Annotated in this window: 16 protein-coding genes; 4 read left to right on the top strand and 12 right to left on the bottom strand. The window is 64.1% G+C overall.

Annotation, left to right across the window (positions count from 1 at the left end):
* Positions 1-27: 27 nt before the first annotated feature.
* Positions 28-1,146 carry a sensor histidine kinase gene (locus CI15_RS13980; RefSeq protein ID WP_062128701.1) on the top strand — a complete coding sequence of 373 codons (1,119 nt, stop codon included), beginning with the start codon at positions 28-30 and terminating at the stop codon, positions 1,144-1,146.
* A 73-nt stretch (positions 1,147-1,219) separates the two neighbouring features.
* On the opposite strand, the gene CI15_RS13975 is transcribed toward CI15_RS13980, so the two are convergent.
* From CI15_RS13975 to CI15_RS13965, 3 genes are all read right to left on the bottom strand, one after another.
* The gene (locus CI15_RS13975) at positions 1,220-1,708 is read right to left on the bottom strand and encodes a cache domain-containing protein (RefSeq protein ID WP_062128699.1); all 489 of its coding nucleotides are present in this window, start codon (positions 1,706-1,708) and stop codon (positions 1,220-1,222) included.
* An 88-nt stretch (positions 1,709-1,796) separates the two neighbouring features.
* A complete protein-coding gene (locus tag CI15_RS13970) occupies positions 1,797-2,180 on the bottom strand; it encodes a cupin domain-containing protein (protein WP_062128697.1) in 384 nt (127 codons plus the stop codon).
* Positions 2,181-2,182: 2 nt separating this feature from the next.
* Positions 2,183-2,776 carry a LysE family translocator gene (locus tag CI15_RS13965; RefSeq protein ID WP_062128695.1) on the bottom strand — a complete coding sequence of 198 codons (594 nt, stop codon included), beginning with the start codon at positions 2,774-2,776 and terminating at the stop codon, positions 2,183-2,185.
* Between the two features lie 101 nt (positions 2,777-2,877).
* On the opposite strand from CI15_RS13965, the gene CI15_RS13960 reads away from it, so the two are divergent.
* A complete protein-coding gene (locus tag CI15_RS13960) occupies positions 2,878-3,765 on the top strand; it encodes a LysR substrate-binding domain-containing protein (protein ID WP_062128694.1) in 888 nt (295 codons plus the stop codon).
* A gap of 49 nt (positions 3,766-3,814) precedes the next feature.
* Here CI15_RS13960 and CI15_RS13955 read toward each other — a convergent pair whose 3' ends face one another.
* Genes CI15_RS13955 through CI15_RS13945 form a run of 3 tightly spaced genes read right to left on the bottom strand, consistent with a single transcriptional unit; the run spans position 3,815 to position 6,026 of the window.
* On the bottom strand, positions 3,815-4,102 hold the full coding sequence (locus CI15_RS13955; RefSeq protein WP_062128691.1) for an NAD(P)-binding domain-containing protein: 288 nt from the start codon (positions 4,100-4,102) through the stop codon (positions 3,815-3,817).
* 55 nt (positions 4,103-4,157) lie between these two features.
* Positions 4,158-5,270, bottom strand: coding sequence for an NADH:flavin oxidoreductase (locus CI15_RS13950; protein ID WP_062128689.1), 1,113 nt, complete (start codon positions 5,268-5,270; stop codon positions 4,158-4,160).
* Positions 5,271-5,285: 15 nt separating this feature from the next.
* Entirely contained in the window at positions 5,286-6,026 is a 741-nt protein-coding gene (locus CI15_RS13945) for an SDR family NAD(P)-dependent oxidoreductase (RefSeq protein WP_062128688.1), read from the bottom strand.
* 120 nt (positions 6,027-6,146) lie between these two features.
* Between CI15_RS13945 and CI15_RS13940 the strand changes: the two genes are divergently transcribed.
* Positions 6,147-7,037: a LysR family transcriptional regulator gene (locus CI15_RS13940; protein WP_062128686.1), complete on the top strand. Its 891-nt coding sequence runs from the start codon at positions 6,147-6,149 to the stop codon at positions 7,035-7,037.
* 57 nt (positions 7,038-7,094) lie between these two features.
* On the opposite strand, the gene CI15_RS13935 is transcribed toward CI15_RS13940, so the two are convergent.
* Entirely contained in the window at positions 7,095-8,357 is a 1,263-nt protein-coding gene (locus tag CI15_RS13935; protein WP_062128684.1) for a glycosyltransferase family 87 protein, read from the bottom strand.
* Between the two features lie 110 nt (positions 8,358-8,467).
* Positions 8,468-9,853, bottom strand: coding sequence for an amino acid permease (locus CI15_RS13930; protein WP_062128949.1), 1,386 nt, complete (start codon positions 9,851-9,853; stop codon positions 8,468-8,470).
* Between the two features lie 243 nt (positions 9,854-10,096).
* Between CI15_RS13930 and CI15_RS13925 the strand changes: the two genes are divergently transcribed.
* Positions 10,097-11,029, top strand: a complete 933-nt coding sequence (locus CI15_RS13925; RefSeq protein WP_062128683.1) for an alpha/beta fold hydrolase — start codon at positions 10,097-10,099, stop codon at positions 11,027-11,029.
* A gap of 43 nt (positions 11,030-11,072) precedes the next feature.
* On the opposite strand, the gene CI15_RS13920 is transcribed toward CI15_RS13925, so the two are convergent.
* From CI15_RS13920 to gsiC, 4 genes are read right to left on the bottom strand one after another with little or no spacing between them, the layout of a single operon-like run.
* Positions 11,073-11,906: a M55 family metallopeptidase gene (locus tag CI15_RS13920; RefSeq protein ID WP_062128681.1), complete on the bottom strand. Its 834-nt coding sequence runs from the start codon at positions 11,904-11,906 to the stop codon at positions 11,073-11,075.
* A complete protein-coding gene (locus CI15_RS13915; protein WP_062128947.1) occupies positions 11,903-13,012 on the bottom strand; it encodes a DmpA family aminopeptidase in 1,110 nt (369 codons plus the stop codon). The genes CI15_RS13920 and CI15_RS13915 overlap by 4 nt, the downstream gene beginning before the upstream one ends.
* Positions 13,013-13,026: 14 nt before the next feature.
* Positions 13,027-13,932, bottom strand: a complete 906-nt coding sequence (gsiD, locus tag CI15_RS13910; RefSeq protein ID WP_062128679.1) for a glutathione ABC transporter permease GsiD — start codon at positions 13,930-13,932, stop codon at positions 13,027-13,029.
* A 7-nt stretch (positions 13,933-13,939) separates the two neighbouring features.
* Positions 13,940-14,860 carry a glutathione ABC transporter permease GsiC gene (gene gsiC, locus CI15_RS13905; RefSeq protein ID WP_062128677.1) on the bottom strand — a complete coding sequence of 307 codons (921 nt, stop codon included), beginning with the start codon at positions 14,858-14,860 and terminating at the stop codon, positions 13,940-13,942.
* Positions 14,861-14,881 lie beyond the last annotated feature (21 nt).

The following is a 14,881-nucleotide window of genomic DNA, read 5'->3' as shown; positions in this document are numbered from 1 at the left end:
ATCCGTTTCCTGTTGAGGGAGCCAGGCATGCGACTTTCAGACTTTATCTTGCGAGATCTGGAGCCGATTTCGAAACAATGGGAGGCGTTTGCGGCCACCCTTTTACCGGCTGCGGAACATATGGAATCGCCGGAGCTGCGCGAGCAGGTGGCGGCGATCCTGCAAGATGCTGCAAAGGATATGAGTACCTCGCAATCGCGCGAAGCCCAGCGCGAAAAATCCATGGGTCGAGGTACCGGCCTGATCGATCCAACAGAAGAAACAGCCGCGCAAAAGCACGGCGTTCTGCGCGCACGGGCGGGCTTCAACCTGAACCAGCTCGCCGCCGAATATCGCGCCTTGCGCGCCAGTGTGCTTCGCCTGTGGATGGATGACTGCGAGCCGGCAGTGCCCGATCTGAACGACGTCATCCGCTTTAACGAAGCGATCGATCACGCCCTCGCCGAATCGGTCACCTCCTTCAACGCGCAGATCGAGCAGAACCGCAACCTTCTGCTGGGCATGCTGGGGCACGACATCCGCAGCCCTCTGCAAGCGATTCAGGTCACCGCGTCGTATTTGTCGCTACTCAACGCGGGGGAGCAGGTATCCAGGGCCGCTGGCCGCCTGATACGCAGTGGGGCCCGGATTCAGGCGTTACTTGACGACCTCACCGAATTCAATCGAACCCGACTTGGCCTCGGCATCAACGTCATCCCTACCCATATCAATCTGGCGGATGTGCTTGCTGACGAAGTCGAGGAGTTGCGCGCAATTCATCCTGACAGGCAGATCGATTTTGACGCGAGTGGTGACTCGCAGGGAGACTGGGATGGTCCACGCCTGCAGCAACTGCTTGGCAATCTCGTACTCAATGCCCTCAAGTATGGAGCGCAAGACAAGCCGGTGCGCGTGACGGTAACTGGTGAGGCAACGAATGTCCGTATCGATGTCAGCAACCGTGGAGCTGCGATCGGAAGCGCAACGCTGGCCCGCATCTTCGATCCTCTGATGCGAGGACCGGATCGACAAGGTGAAGATGAGCGGATCGGCAACCTCGGATTGGGGCTGTATATCGCAAGCGAAATTGCCAAGGCTCACCATGGTGCTATCGAAACGCGCTCCGACGATACGGAGACAACTTTTTCCGTGTCTTTGCCGCGGTGAACGTGGCACGTGAAAGAGTGAATGAACCGGTACCCGCGCCCGGTGGTCTGCGGCGATCAGCCGAGGCGTGAACCTAGTCCGAATAGAAGCCCGAACCCACCAGGCCTGGCACGCCGTCGATCTTGACTGCCTTCACATAGGTCCATTTATGCGATGGTTGAGTCTGACCGGGTCTCAGGAACATGTAATCGACCCAGCCCGACCCCTTCGTTTGAACCGCCTGGATCATCGCGTCATGAAACGCCTTGCCATTGGTATCTTTCTGACCGTGGACATTGGTCCCCTCCCGGGCTGGGAAGGCTGCGTTCAACAATACATTTGCCTTCAGATCGTACGCGAATAGATACGTGTCCCCATGCAGCCACTCGCTGTCTTTGACTCTGAACTCGGAAAACGCAGCCTTGCCTTTGCTGTCAATCAATGCGGCGGCTTTGTCGACCAGCGCTTCGGTCTGCTTCGCAGTCTCGGACGTCGGGGGCGCCGACTGAGAAAATGCGGACAGCTCGGGGCCGATGAATCCAGCCAGCAGCAAGACCGTGGCAACCAGAGCTTTACCGTTCATAGCCGAATCTCCAACCGCTGCGCTCAGCGCTTTGCATGCTAAAGACTAGTGCACGTAGCGCAGCCTGCCTAGGGTGAACTCAGCGTGACTACCGCAACTGCTCCTCGATTGTCCGGGTCAGCGGCGACTCGACGTCGCCTGTGTGCTTCGTCTGCACGGGCTCGATCAGGACGATCCAGCATTCCTCGTCGGCAACCGGATTGTGCAGCTTGCCGCGCGGCACCACGTGCATCGAACCGGCCGGCAGATCGACGCTACGACCGCCTTCATATTCGATCCTGAGGTGGCCCCGCACGACGAAGAACAGTTCGTCTTCGTGCGCATGATCGTGCCAGACGAGCTGTCCGCGCACTTTCGCGACCTTCACATATTGGTCGTTGATCTGGGCCACGACTTTGGGCGACCAGTATTCCGACACATCGCCGAATGCGGCTTCGAGGTCGAATGATTCGGCAAACAGATGAGCAGACACGGCTATCTCCAGGTCGGGATGACTGATACGGCCAACAACGCGCCCATGGCGAAGTTGAAAATGCGCCAGTGGCGCGGCGTTCGAAAGAGCCCCGCGAGAACCACCCCGAGCGCACACCACAGCGCGAGCGAGGCGCAGGCGGCAAGTCCGAACGACGCGCCGAGCAGCATCGCGAGCCGGTTCGGACTGCTGGAGAGCAGCGCAAACGACGCCGCGGCAGCAACCGTCATCGCCCAGCTTTTCGGATTGAGCCACAACAGCAGGATGCCGTTGACGAGGCTGACCGGCCGCGCTGGGCCGCTGCCCGCGTTCGGCGCCCCGCTCCGCGCGATGCGCCACGCGAGCCACAGCAGATACGCGGAACCGAGCGCTTTCACGATGGTTTGCAACGCAGGCATCGCGAGCAGCAGCTTGCCGAGCCCGAGCGCGGCAACGGCAGCAAGCACGGCGAGACCCATGGCGATGCCGAGCATCAGCGGAATCGAGCGCGCAAAACCGAAGCGAGCTCCCGACGCGGTGGCCAGCGTGGTTGCGCCGCCGGGCGTCACGGTCGCGACGGCGACGAACAGAAAAAGCGGAAAGATGGAGGAAGTCATCGGCGCGCATTCGAGTGTTCGACGCTTGCACTGTATGGAACAGCAGCGCATTATGAAAGCGAATAGTGTTGATGACTTTCATTAGGCAGCGTAATGCGTCAATGACTCGAAACTTCGATCTCGATCTGATCCGTACGTTCGTCGCCGTTGCGGATAGCGGCAGCATGACCGTCGCCGCGAATCAGTTGCACATGACTCAAGGTGCCGTCAGTCAGCAGGTGAAACGCCTCGAAGACTTGCTGGACTGCCTGCTGTTCGTGCGTAAGACGCGCAAGCTGGAACTCTCACGGCAAGGCGAGCAGTTTCTCGTCAAGGCGCGCGAACTGCTGCGACTGAACGACGAAATCTGGGCCGACATGATGAGCGAATCGCTGCGCGGCAGCTTGCGCGTCGGCGTGCCCTACGATCTCGTCACACCGCTCGCGCCCGCGATGAAAGCGTTCGCCGAAGCGCATCCACACGTGGAGATTTCGCTGGTGTGCGCGGCATCGCCGGAACTGGGCGAAGCGGTGAATAACGGCCGCATTGACGTGTCGCTGGTCGAATACGTCGCGAGCGAAGCCGAAGGTGAAGTGGTTCATATCGAGCCGCTGGTGTGGGTAAAGGGCCGCGGCAGCGACGCGTGGCAGAAGCGGCCGTTACCGCTTTCGATGGTGGACGAACGCTGCGCATTCCGTCCCGTGGTACTCGGCGCTCTCGCGGACGAAGGCATTGCCTGGCGCACCGTATTCGAGAGCGGCAACATCGAGGCGACCGCCGCCACCGTGCGAGCGGGACTCGCGATCACGGCCTGGCTCGCCTCGACGGTGCCGGCAGACCTGGAAACGCTCTCGCCCCACCCGGCCGGCTTGCCCGCGCTGCCGCCATTCGCCATCTGTCTGCGCTTGCCCAGGACGGCCCAGCCGGCGGCACTGGAGTTCGCGCGCTGCGTGCGTGAATCGATGTCGAAAGACGCAGCCTCCCGTGGCCAGTTCGCGAAAGTCGCGTGACGTTACGGGGTGAGGCGCACCTACGTCATCTTAAGAATCCCATCGTCGATTATCTCGGGATATTCAGGAGCCCAATCAGTTCATCCGGCGAGATGTCGTCGGTGTTCTTCGCGTCGACTGAGCTGTTCGTGCGCAGAGGAACGGCGACTAAGAGAAGGTCCTTGCTGAGCACACCTTGCTGAGTCATCGCGGTGACCTGCGATGCCAGTTGCTTTGCGATGGTCTCGATCGACTCCGGACCGCGCGTATTTGCAATGCCAACGGCAATGCCGCTGCAACCGAACTGGCGGGCAAGCGCAGCGCCCAGGCCGCTGGAGCCGATCGTGGAATAGGTCATGGTGAGTTCCTTCAAGTGAAGTCGGAGTTATCGTCTCGGCCACCGGGTGCAGTGACTAACGCAAGGTGGCAAACGCGGTCGGCGTGAAGTCCGCAATCTGGTCGAGGCGATTTCGCCGTACCTTCTCGAGCCAGGCGGGGTCCTGCAACAACGCGCGTCCGACTGCCACCAGATCGAACTCGTCGCGCTCCAGCCGCGCGAGCAGTCCGTTTAGCGACGTGGCTTGGGCGCTCTTGCCCGCAAGGGATTCGTACACGTCGCCAGACAAACCGACGGCGCCGACGGTGATCGCGGTCACGCCCGTGAGCTTCTTTGCCCAGCCGGCGAGATTCAGCTCTCGGTCGATCTCAGGGAAGGCGGGCTGCCAGAATCTTGGCTGCGACAGATGGAAGGCGTCCGCGCCGCCCTCGACGAGCACGGTCAGCCACTGTTCCAGCGCCTTCGGCGTCTCGGCAAGCCGTGCATTGAAGTCTTTCGGCTTCCACTGCGAGAGACGAACAATCACCGGGAAGCCGGGGGAGACCACCGTCCGGACCGCCTTCAGAATCTCGACCGCGAACCGGGAGCGTTCGACGAGCGTCGCGCCGCCATATCCGTCGTTGCGCAAGTTCAGATGGTCGTAGAAGAACTGATTGATGAGGTAGCCATGCGCGCCCATCAGTTCTATTGCATCGAACCCGAGCCTTTCGGCATCCGACGCTGCACGCGCGAAGGCGTCGATCGCATCGGCCACATCGGATTCGCTCATCGGCTGGCTGATGCGCTCGCCTGTCACTGACAACCCCGAAGGGCTTTCATACGGCGCGGATGGCGTCCAGTCGGGTGTCAGGTTCGAGCGCTTGTGTCCCACATGAACCAGTTGCGGCGCGATGCGCCCACCCGCCGCGTGAACCTCGTCCACCACCTTCTTCCAGCCTGCGAGCGCCGCTTCGCCATGGAAGCGGGGCATATCGGGCTCATTGAGCGCGGCCGGACGGCCGATCCCCGCCGCCTCCGTGATGATGAGACCGACGCCCTTCTCCGCGCGGCGGCGATAGTAGCTGGCGACTTCGGCGCTCGGCACGCCGTCCGGAGACCTGGAGCGAGTCATCGGCGCCATGACGACGCGGTTCGGCAAGTCGAGGGCGTTCAGCCGGTAGGAACTAAACAGCACGTCGAAGTTGGCCATGCGATGTCTCCGCGATCAGACTTGCCCAATGCCACCATCGGCCATCAGATCGGCACCCGTAACGTACGAACTCTCGTCGGACGCGAGGAACAGCGCGGCACTCGCAATCTCCCCGGCGCGGGCTAGCCGACCGAGCGGCACCATGCTCTGGTACATGTCGATCAGCTCATCGCGTGGCGCCGACTGCGAGTCGAGAATGGGCGTGTCGGTAACGCCGGGGCTGAGCATGTTGACGCGAATGCCGCGATCCTTGAATTCCGCGGCCCAGGTGCGGGCGTAGGAACGCAACGCCGCCTTCGTCGCCGCGTACGCGGTGTGGCCCGGAATGCCCATGACGTGCATGGCCGACGACACCAGCACGATCGAGCCACGGTCTTTCATCATCGGCAGCAGCTTCTGCACGAGGAACACGGGGCCGCGCGCCATCAGATTGAACGCCTTGTCGAAATGCTCGGGCGTGAGCGTGTCGATCGAGGCCTGCTCCGTATAGCCCGCGTTCGACACGACGATGTCGACGCGCCCCGTTTTGTCGCGCACTGCCGCGGCGACACGATCAAGGTCGGCGAGGTCCGCGGCGTCAGCCCGGATCGCGGTGACGTCGTGTCCGAGCAGTTCGGCCGCCGCGTCGAGCTGTGCTTGCCGACGGCCGAAAATAAACACGTGCGCGCCTTCGGAAACGAAGCGCCGGGCAATCGCCAAACCGATACCGGTCGTTGCGCCGCTAATGACAGCAATCTTGCCTGCGAGCGTGGACATTGAAACCCTCTGTCTGTGTGAATGACAGAACCATCCTAATTGCGGTCGCCGAAAATGATAATCCGCGGATTTCTCATAAGATCTATTCTTGGAAAGAATGGATCAAACGCGGGGAACGCAATGGATCGGTTTCATGAATTGAACGCTTTCATCGCCGTCGTCGAAGCAGGCGGTTTTTCCGCCGCGGCGCGCAGAACCGGCGATTCGCAGTCCGGCATCAGCAAGGCCATCGGCGCGCTGGAAAAACGCCTCGGCGTGAGGCTATTCAATCGCAGCACGCGTAGCGTGACGCTGACGGATCAGGGGCAGCGATACTACGAGCGGACCAAACCGCTGGTCGAGGAGATGGATGAAGTCGACGGCGAACTGACGAGCAGTACGCGCAATCCCTCGGGGCTGATCAGGATCGCCACGTCCGGGACGTTTGGCCGTCTGCACGTGCTTCCGCTGATACCCGAGCTGTTGTCACTGAACCCCGGTCTTCAGGTCGACCTTGTTCTTTCGGACTTCGTACGAGATATGGTGGAAGACCGGATCGATCTGGCGATCCGGGTGGGCCCAGTGAACGACCCTGATGCGGTGGTGCGGCGCGTGGCCAGCACCCCGCTCGTATGCGTGGGCTCGCGGCGCTACTTCGAGCAGCACGGCATACCGAAGACCCCCGCTGAACTCGTCGATCACAATTGCCTTTTATATGGCGGCCTCGTGGAGTCGGTGAATTGGCCGTTCGTCGGACCCGAAGGTCGATTCAGCGTAACCGTGCGCGGCAATCTGTCGTCCAATAGTGTCGAAACGATCCGGGCCGGGGTGCTGGCCGGCGTCGGCATCGGCCTGTTCGCCAAGGTTTCTCTCGCCGACGAACTGCGTGATCCGGACGTGATCACGATACTCGATGAATTTATCCGCGAGGTCAGAGACGTCAGCCTGATCTGGCCGAAACGTCGCTTCGTACCGGCGCGGGTGCGCCGCGCGACGGAGTTTTTCGCCAAGGCTCTGCCACAGCGAGTTTAGGCAGACGGAATGATTGTCCCGGCCGGATCGACTGATGCGCGCAGGCGCCTCGATCGCTCATCCAGCCCGATAAGCTTGCTGCCGCCCCAGTGCCACCGGCGGAAAGTACCTTGCGACACAAAGCCCGTAGATGATCAGCGCCGCGACGGTATAGGACACGAACTTCGCCGCGAAGAACAGCAGGACCACCACCACGGCCGCGAACAGCATCTCCCATCTCGGCGCGAGCGCCGACAGTTGCTCGCCGCGCGCTTCGAACGCGGTGCCCAGCAGGATCAGCAGCGGGATCAACGCGAGCACCATATGGATCGGCTCGAGAATCGGATAGGCGACGAGCATCGTCATCGCGGCGAGCGCGTAGTCGATGCGGTTGTCCCGATGGCGGCGGAACACCAGATACGCGGACAGCGCGCAGGCCGCCGCCACCAGCGCGTGCGAAGCGATAGAGAGCAGCGCGGCGGACATCGGCATGCCGAAGGTCGTCGATAGCGTCTGCATCGCGCCCCGCACGGCATTGTTCATCGGCGCGCCGCCACCGCTCATGGCGAGCGCCATGCCGTTCAGCCGCGGCATGTCCGACACGACGTAATGCCACAACACATCGAAGCCGAGGCGAGCGCCGGTGATCAACGTCAGCGCAATCGCGACCACGCTCGCGATCACGAACGTGCGCCATTCGCGTCGCAGCAACAGCAAGCCGGCGACAGCCACCGGCGTGAGCTTGATCGCCATCGCGAAGCCAAGAAAGAGGCCCGCGGCATAGCCTTTGCCACGCTCGACCAGCGCGAAGGTCGCAACCAGCAGGAAGAACAGTAGTTCGTTCGATTGGCCGTCGTAGGTATCCTCGACGAGCGGAAAGCTCAGCAGAGCGACCGCCACCAGCAGCAGGCCGACGCCGCGCTCGCCGCCGCGGTACGCCATCCTGATGAGGAGGTACAGGCCCACCGCGAACAGCACGACCGACACGGACACCCAGACGATCTTCGCGGCGAGCGGCGTCAATTGCGCCAGCGGCGCGAACATCAGCGCAAACTGCGGCGGATAGGCGTAGAAGATGTCGTCGCCCGTCGAGCGCGCGCCCATACCCTGCAGAAACGCGATCAGCGCATCGTGGTCGTAAAGGCGTGCCGGGTCGTGCAGCACGACGCTGAAGGCGTACAGGTAGAAATTGAAGTCGCCGAAGGCGTCGGGCGCATGGCCGCGAAACTTCGCCACGACGTGCAGGATGCGCAGCGCGAGGCAGGCGATCGCGATCAGCAGAAGGAGCGCGGCACCCACGCTGAGGTTCGACCTGGTACGTACGGTGCTTGCGTTGAACATGGCGATCCTCTGTCGATCGGACAGAGGTTACCGGTTCGCAAAAATCGATCTGTGCGCTCGCCCACACCCGGCCGACCTATGTCGGGAACGCCGGGCGTGCAGGCCAGGGTTTATCGGCTCACGGCCCCGACGCCAGCGCGCGCCAGCTCGCGCCGGCGCTTGATCACGTAGCCGACCCACATCAGCACGAGCCACGCCGGCACCAGCCACACCGAGACCGACAAGCCCGGCGTCAGCGCCAGGATCACGAGGATCAGCGCCATGAACGCGAGGCAGATCCAGTTGCTGACCGGGAACCAGAACGAGCGGAACACCAGCGTTTCGCCCGCGGCCACCATCGCCTTGCGCGACTTCAGATGCGTGAGGCTGATCAGCGCCCAGTTCAGCACCAGTGCGGCGACCACGAGCGACATCAGCAGGCCGAGCGCTTCGGCCGGGATCAGGTAGTTGATGATCACGCACGCGAACGTCGCGAGCGCCGACAGGCCGATCGCCAGATACGGCACGCCGCGCCGGTCGACCTTCAGCAGCGCGCGCGGCGCGTTGCCCTGCTCGGCGAGACCGTACAGCATGCGGCTATTCGCGTAGACGCCGCTGTTGTAGACCGACAGCGCCGCCGTCAGCACCACCACGTTCAGCACGTTGGCGGTCAGTGTCGAGCCGATCTGCGAGAAGATCATCACGAACGGGCTGCCGCCCGCCGCCACCTCGTTCCACGGATAGAGCGAGAGCAGCACCGCGAGCGAGCAGATATAGAAAATCAGAATCCGCAGGATCACCTGATTCACCGCCTTCGGAATGCTTTTCTGCGGTTCCGCGGCTTCGGCGGCCGTGATGCCGATCAGCTCCAGCCCGCCGAACGAGAACATGATCACGGCGAGCATCATGAAGAGCCCGTGAAAGCCGTGCGGGAAAAAGCCGCCGTGGCTCCACAGGTTCGCGACCGACGCCTGCGGGCCGCCATGACCGCTAATCAGCAGATAGCCGCCGAACACGATCATGCCGATCACCGCCACGACCTTGATGATCGCGAACCAGAACTCGGTTTCGCCGTAGGCCTTCACGTTGGTGAGATTGATCGCGTTGATGAGCGCGAAGCACACCAGCGCCGACAGCCAGGTCGGCACGCCCGGCCACCAGAAATGCACGTAGGTGCCGACCGCGGTCAACTCGGCCATGCTGACGAGCACATACAGCACCCAATAGTTCCAGCCCGACAGGAAGCCCGGAAAGTCGCCCCAGTACTTGTAGGCGAAGTGGCTGAACGAGCCGGCGACCGGCTCCTGCGCGACCATCTCGCCGAGCTGGCGCATGATCATGAACGCGATCACGCCGCCGATCGCGTAGCCGAGGATCATCGACGGACCGGCGGCCTGCAGAACGCTGGCGGAGCCGAGAAAAAGCCCCGTGCCGATCGCGCCGCCCAGCGCGATCAACTGGATGTGGCGATTCTTGAGCCCGCGCTTCAGGCCCTCTTGCTGCTGTGCACTATTCATGACGCCCTGCTGTGTGGAGATCGCCGCGCAAGGCAGCGCCTTGGCGGCACCCTGGCGAATCAGTCGGGCGGACGGCAAGGTCCGGCCCGGCAAAACCCATAATTTTACCCCGGCCGATATTCCTCTGACATGCGGACCCGCCGCGTTCGTTCTGCGCCGCACTTAACTCCGCGGATTGTGATTGTCATGAGAATCGCGCCTGGGTATGTTGCCGAAGTCCACTCTCAGCCCGGGAGCTTCAACATGTTGCCCCATCGTCAGTTGCGCGCCGCCGTGTTGTGCCTCTGTTTCGCGGGCGTGAGCACGTCCGCGCTGGCGCAAACGGCGCCTGCCGCGCCCCCCATGCAACCGGCGCCGGCCGAAGCGCCCACCGTCCAGCAACCGGCCGGCGACTCCGCCTCGCAGGCAACCGGCCAGCCAGCGCCGGCGCCCACCGCCGCTGCGCCCAATCCGTCACCTGCCGCCATGCCCGGCGGGCCGGTGCGCAATATCGTGCTCGTGCATGGCGCGTTCGTCGACGGATCGAGCTGGAACGGCGTGGTCGCGAAGCTGCAACAGAAGGGTTATCACGTCAGTTCGGTGCAGAACCCGCTGACCTCGCTCGCCGACGATGTCGCCGCGACCCGCCGCGTGCTCGCGCGCGAGAACGGTCCGGTGCTGCTGGTCGGGCATTCGTGGGGCGGCGTCGTGATCACCGAGGTCGCCGCGAATGCGCCGAACGTCGCCGGTCTCGTCTATGTCGCCGCGCTCGCGCCGCAACTGCACGAATCGGCGATGGATGCAATGAAGGGAAACGGGCCAATGCCGGCCGACACGGCCCTCAGTAAGGACGCGAACGGCTTTCTGTGGGTCGACCGTGCGCGCTATCACGCCGACCTCGCCGCCGACGTGCCCGAGATCGTGGCCCGCGTGCTCGCCGCCGCCCAGGTGCCGATCGCCGCGAGTGCATTCGCCGAACCGGTCGATCAGGTCGGCTGGAAAGACAAACCGTCGTGGTACGTGGTGACGACGAAAGACCGCGCGGTGTCGCCCGATCTGCAGAAAGCGATCGCCGCGCGAATCGGCGCGAAGGTGGTGCCGATCGCGTCGAGCCATCTCGCGCCGGTGTCGCACGCCGGCGCGGTGGCGGAAGCGATCGATCACGCGGCGCGCGAGTTGAGCCGGCAGCAGCAGTAAGCCGCTGCGGCAATCTGTTGCCAGCGGCTCGACGTAAGGCGCTTCAGCGCAACATGAACGACATCGCCGACAGGCAGTTCAGCATCCGCACCGCATGCTCGGCCGACGCGGCGCTAAAGCGCAGCGTCACGCCATCGATGCGCGTGAGCGTCGGCCATTGGCAGAACAGATCGGCGAGCCCGCTCGTTTGCACCCGCAGTTCGCAGTCGACCGCTCGCGGCTGCGCGCGCGTCGCGGCCGGCGCACGGCCCGCTTCGACATGCTGATGGACCACGTCGCGCGCGGCCGCTTGTAGCGCCTCGCGCACGCTCGCGGGCGAGAGCGTGACGCCGCTCGCCTGGCCGGTCGCCGTCTTGGTGACGACGAAGCGCGCGCCCGGAAAACGCGGCGCGGTTTCCTCGGCGAATACATCGTCGCCCGATAAAAGCGCGACCCGCGCGCCGTATTCTTCGGCGAGCGCGCCGTACAGCCCCGCTTCACCCAGCTCGACACCGTTGAACGCGACGCGCGCGAACGCGAAACTGTTGACCGTGTGCGCGAGGATGCCGCGCGTTTGCGCCTTCGCGTGATAGCCGATCATGAAGACGAGCGACGCGCCGTATTCGAGCCCGGCCATCATGCCGAGCGTGCGCGGCTTGCCCAGCACGAGCTGGGCGCGCGGATCGAGCAGATCGGGCAGCAGGTTGCGAAAGCCGCCGTGCGAATCGTTGACCCATACGTCGCTCGCACCGCCCGCGAACGCGCCTTCGATGGCGGCGTTGGCTTCGAGCGTCATCCAGCGGCGCGCGGCTTCGTATTCGCCGTTGCCCGCGCGCGTTTGCTCGGCATGGAAGACACCGGCGATGCCTTCGATGTCGGTGGAGATCAGGACTTTCATCGAGCAGGGTTCCTTAGCAGTTCGGCAAGGTCCGGCACCGCGTCGCGCAGCGACAGGCGCCGATGGCCGTCACGGCCGGTGACGGATTCGGCGCTCCACAACGCATCGAGGATCGCCTGCTCGACGCTGTCGGCGCAGGCGCGAAACAGCGGGTCCAGACCGTGATCGGCGACGAGCGGCGGCAGCGCGACGAAGTCCGCGCCATGCGGCACCGTGTAGGCGGTCGAAAACGCCAGCGCGATATCGCCACTGCCGTGGCCGTACACCGAGCCCGTGCGCGCGAGACCGGCCGCCGCACGCAGCGACAAGCGTTTCAGCTGACGCGCGTCGAGCGGCGCATCGGTCGCGACGATCATGATGATCGAGCCTTGCTCGGGTTTGCCGGCGCTTGCATTGGCGTCGGCGCGAGCCGCTGCATCGGCCGCCTCGGCCTGCGCCGCGCGCGCCGCTAGCGTGCGGCCGAGCGGCGTGCCGTCGATCGTCAGCATCGGCAGACGGCCGAAGTTCGCGAGCACCAGCGCGCCGACGGTGTAGTCATGCCCCGCCGTATTCACGACGCGCGACGCCGTGCCGATCCCGCCCTTCAGATCGAAGCACGACATGCCGCGCCCCGCGCCGACCGCACCGCCCGCGACATCGCTACTCGCGGCATCGAATGCTTCGTCGAAATGCTGTCCGGTGATGGCGAGCGCCTGAATATCGTTCAGATAGCCGTCGTTGCATTCGAACACGAGCGGATTGACCGTCGACCATTCTCGGCCGATGCGCGGATTCGCGCGAATCGCCGCACGAATCTGCGCCTCTACGAGCGCGCCGACGCCGAACGTGTTGGTCAGCGCGATCGGCGTCTCGAGCGTGCCGAGTTCGTCGAGCTGCACGAGCCCAATGCTCTTGCCGAAGCCATTGATCACCGACGCGGCGGCCGGGACCTTGTCGACGAACGGATCGCCGCGATGCGGCCGGATCACGGTCACGCCGGTCTGGTGCGCGCCTTCAGCGAGCGTGCAGTGCCCGACGCTGACACCGTCCACATCCGCGATCGTGCCGAGCGGACCAGCCGGCAAGGTGCCGATATGCGGCGCCTGCTCGCCTGAATAGTGACTCATGCCCATGGTCGAACTCACGGCCGGTCCAGCTTCGGATCGAGCGCATCGCGCAGACCGTCGCCGAGCAGGTTGAACGCAAGCACCGTCAGAAAGATCGCGAGACTCGGAAACAGCGCGATGTGCGGCGCGGTCACCATGTCGGCGCGGGCTTCGTTGAGCATCGCGCCCCACTCGGGCGTCGGCGGCTGCGCGCCGAGGCCGAGAAACGACAGGCTCGCCGCCGTGATGATCGAGGTGCCGATGCGCATCGTCAGGTACACGATGACCGAGGAAATCGTGCCCGGCAGAATATGCCGCACGATGATCGTCCAGTCCGATGCGCCGATGCTGCGCGCCGCCTCGATATAGGTGAGCTGCTTGAGCATCAGCGTATTGCCGCGCACGAGCCGCGCGAATGCCGGAATGCTGAAGATCGCGACCGCGCAGATCACGTTGATCATGCCGTTGCCGAGAATCGCGACCACGCCGATCGCGAGCAAGATGCCGGGGAACGCGAACAGCACGTCGGCGACGCGCATCGTGATGCGATCCCACCAGCCCTCGTAGTAGCCGGCAAGCAGTCCGAAGAACGTGCCGATCAGCGCGCCGATCGCCACCGAAAGAAAGCCCGCCTCCAGCGAAATCCGCGAACCGGCGAGGATGCGGCTGAAGATATCGCGGCCCAGCGAATCGACGCCGAACCAGTGCGCGGCCGACGGCCCCGCGTTCAGCGCATCGTAGTCGAAGAAATTCTCGGGGTCGTACGGCACGATATGCGGCGCGATGATCGCGACCACGATCAGGAGCAGCACGAACACGCCGGCGGCCATCGCGACATGCTGCTTGCGGAACTTGCGCCAGAACTCGTTCCACGGCGTACGGATCGCGCGTTCGGCGGCAGCGGGATTGGCCTCATTCGGCCCGGTGGCAGTGGTGCTCATGCGGGCCTCACTTGAAACGGATGGTCGGGTTGATCACCGCGTACATCATGTCGACGATCAGATTGATGATGACGAATTCGAGCGAGAACAACAGCACCAGGGCCTGGATGATCGGATAGTCGCGCATCGCCACCGCATCGACGAGCAAACGGCCCAGGCCCGGCCAGTTGAACACCACCTCGACGACGATCGAGCCGCCGAGCAGAAAACCGAACTGCAGGCCCATCATCGTGACGACGGGGATCAGCGCGTTGCGCAGGCAGTGCTTGAGGATCACGAGCCGCTCCGGCACGCCCTTCGCGCGCGCGGTGCGCACGAAGTCCTCGTGCAGCACTTCGACGAACGACGCCCGCGTAAAGCGCGCCATCACCGCCGCGACGGCCGCGCCGAGCGTCAGCGACGGCAGCACGTAGCTGCGCCACGAACCGTCGCCGACGATCGGCAGCCAGCCGAGCTGCACCGAGAAGATCTCCATCAGCAGCATGCCGAGCGCGAACGCCGGAAACGAAATGCCCGAAACCGCGAGCGTCATGCCGAGCCGGTCCGGCCAGCGGTTGCGCCATACGGCCGAAGCGATGCCGATCGCCATGCCGATCACGACCGCCCACACCATGCTCGCGATCGTCAGCCACAGCGTCGGCATGAAGCGTTCCGCGATCTCCTGGCTCACCGGCCGCTTGCTGCGCGTCGAGGTACCGAAGTCGCCATGCGCCATCCGCCAGAAGAAACGCACGAACTGCTGCGGCAGCGGCTTGTCGAGGCCGAGGTCGGTGCGCACCAGTGCGACGGTCGCCTCGTCCGCTTCGGGACCGGCGGCGAGCCGCGCCGGATCGCCCGGCAGCAGATGCACGAACAGGAACACCAGCACGGCGACGATGAAGAGCGTCGGCAGCAGGCCTAGAAGACGTTTGGCGAGGAAGTTCAGCATGAAACCAGTCCGGCAGATGAG

The sequence above is a fragment of the Paraburkholderia monticola genome, from assembly GCF_001580545.1.
Classification (GTDB): domain Bacteria; phylum Pseudomonadota; class Gammaproteobacteria; order Burkholderiales; family Burkholderiaceae; genus Paraburkholderia; species Paraburkholderia monticola.
Note: the sequence above shows the minus strand (reverse complement) of the source record. Positions and strands in the feature narration are given on the sequence as shown.

What these genes read in the sequence shown, in the direction of transcription:
- CI15_RS13980 (WP_062128701.1), top strand. Translation starts at nt 28, where the DNA reads ATGCGACTTTCAGACTTTATCTTGCGAGATCTGGAGCCGATTTCGAAA.
- CI15_RS13975 (WP_062128699.1), bottom strand. Translation starts at nt 1,708, where the DNA reads ATGAACGGTAAAGCTCTGGTTGCCACGGTCTTGCTGCTGGCTGGATTC.
- CI15_RS13965 (WP_062128695.1), bottom strand. Translation starts at nt 2,776, where the DNA reads ATGACTTCCTCCATCTTTCCGCTTTTTCTGTTCGTCGCCGTCGCGACC.
- CI15_RS13960 (WP_062128694.1), top strand. Translation starts at nt 2,878, where the DNA reads ATGACTCGAAACTTCGATCTCGATCTGATCCGTACGTTCGTCGCCGTT.
- CI15_RS13955 (WP_062128691.1), bottom strand. Translation starts at nt 4,102, where the DNA reads ATGACCTATTCCACGATCGGCTCCAGCGGCCTGGGCGCTGCGCTTGCC.
- CI15_RS13950 (WP_062128689.1), bottom strand. Translation starts at nt 5,270, where the DNA reads ATGGCCAACTTCGACGTGCTGTTTAGTTCCTACCGGCTGAACGCCCTC.
- CI15_RS13945 (WP_062128688.1), bottom strand. Translation starts at nt 6,026, where the DNA reads ATGTCCACGCTCGCAGGCAAGATTGCTGTCATTAGCGGCGCAACGACC.
- CI15_RS13940 (WP_062128686.1), top strand. Translation starts at nt 6,147, where the DNA reads ATGGATCGGTTTCATGAATTGAACGCTTTCATCGCCGTCGTCGAAGCA.
- CI15_RS13935 (WP_062128684.1), bottom strand. Translation starts at nt 8,357, where the DNA reads ATGTTCAACGCAAGCACCGTACGTACCAGGTCGAACCTCAGCGTGGGT.
- CI15_RS13930 (WP_062128949.1), bottom strand. Translation starts at nt 9,853, where the DNA reads ATGAATAGTGCACAGCAGCAAGAGGGCCTGAAGCGCGGGCTCAAGAAT.
- CI15_RS13925 (WP_062128683.1), top strand. Translation starts at nt 10,097, where the DNA reads ATGTTGCCCCATCGTCAGTTGCGCGCCGCCGTGTTGTGCCTCTGTTTC.
- CI15_RS13920 (WP_062128681.1), bottom strand. Translation starts at nt 11,906, where the DNA reads ATGAAAGTCCTGATCTCCACCGACATCGAAGGCATCGCCGGTGTCTTC.
- CI15_RS13915 (WP_062128947.1), bottom strand. Translation starts at nt 13,012, where the DNA reads ATGAGTCACTATTCAGGCGAGCAGGCGCCGCATATCGGCACCTTGCCG.
- gsiD (WP_062128679.1), bottom strand. Translation starts at nt 13,932, where the DNA reads ATGAGCACCACTGCCACCGGGCCGAATGAGGCCAATCCCGCTGCCGCC.
- gsiC (WP_062128677.1), bottom strand. Translation starts at nt 14,860, where the DNA reads ATGCTGAACTTCCTCGCCAAACGTCTTCTAGGCCTGCTGCCGACGCTC.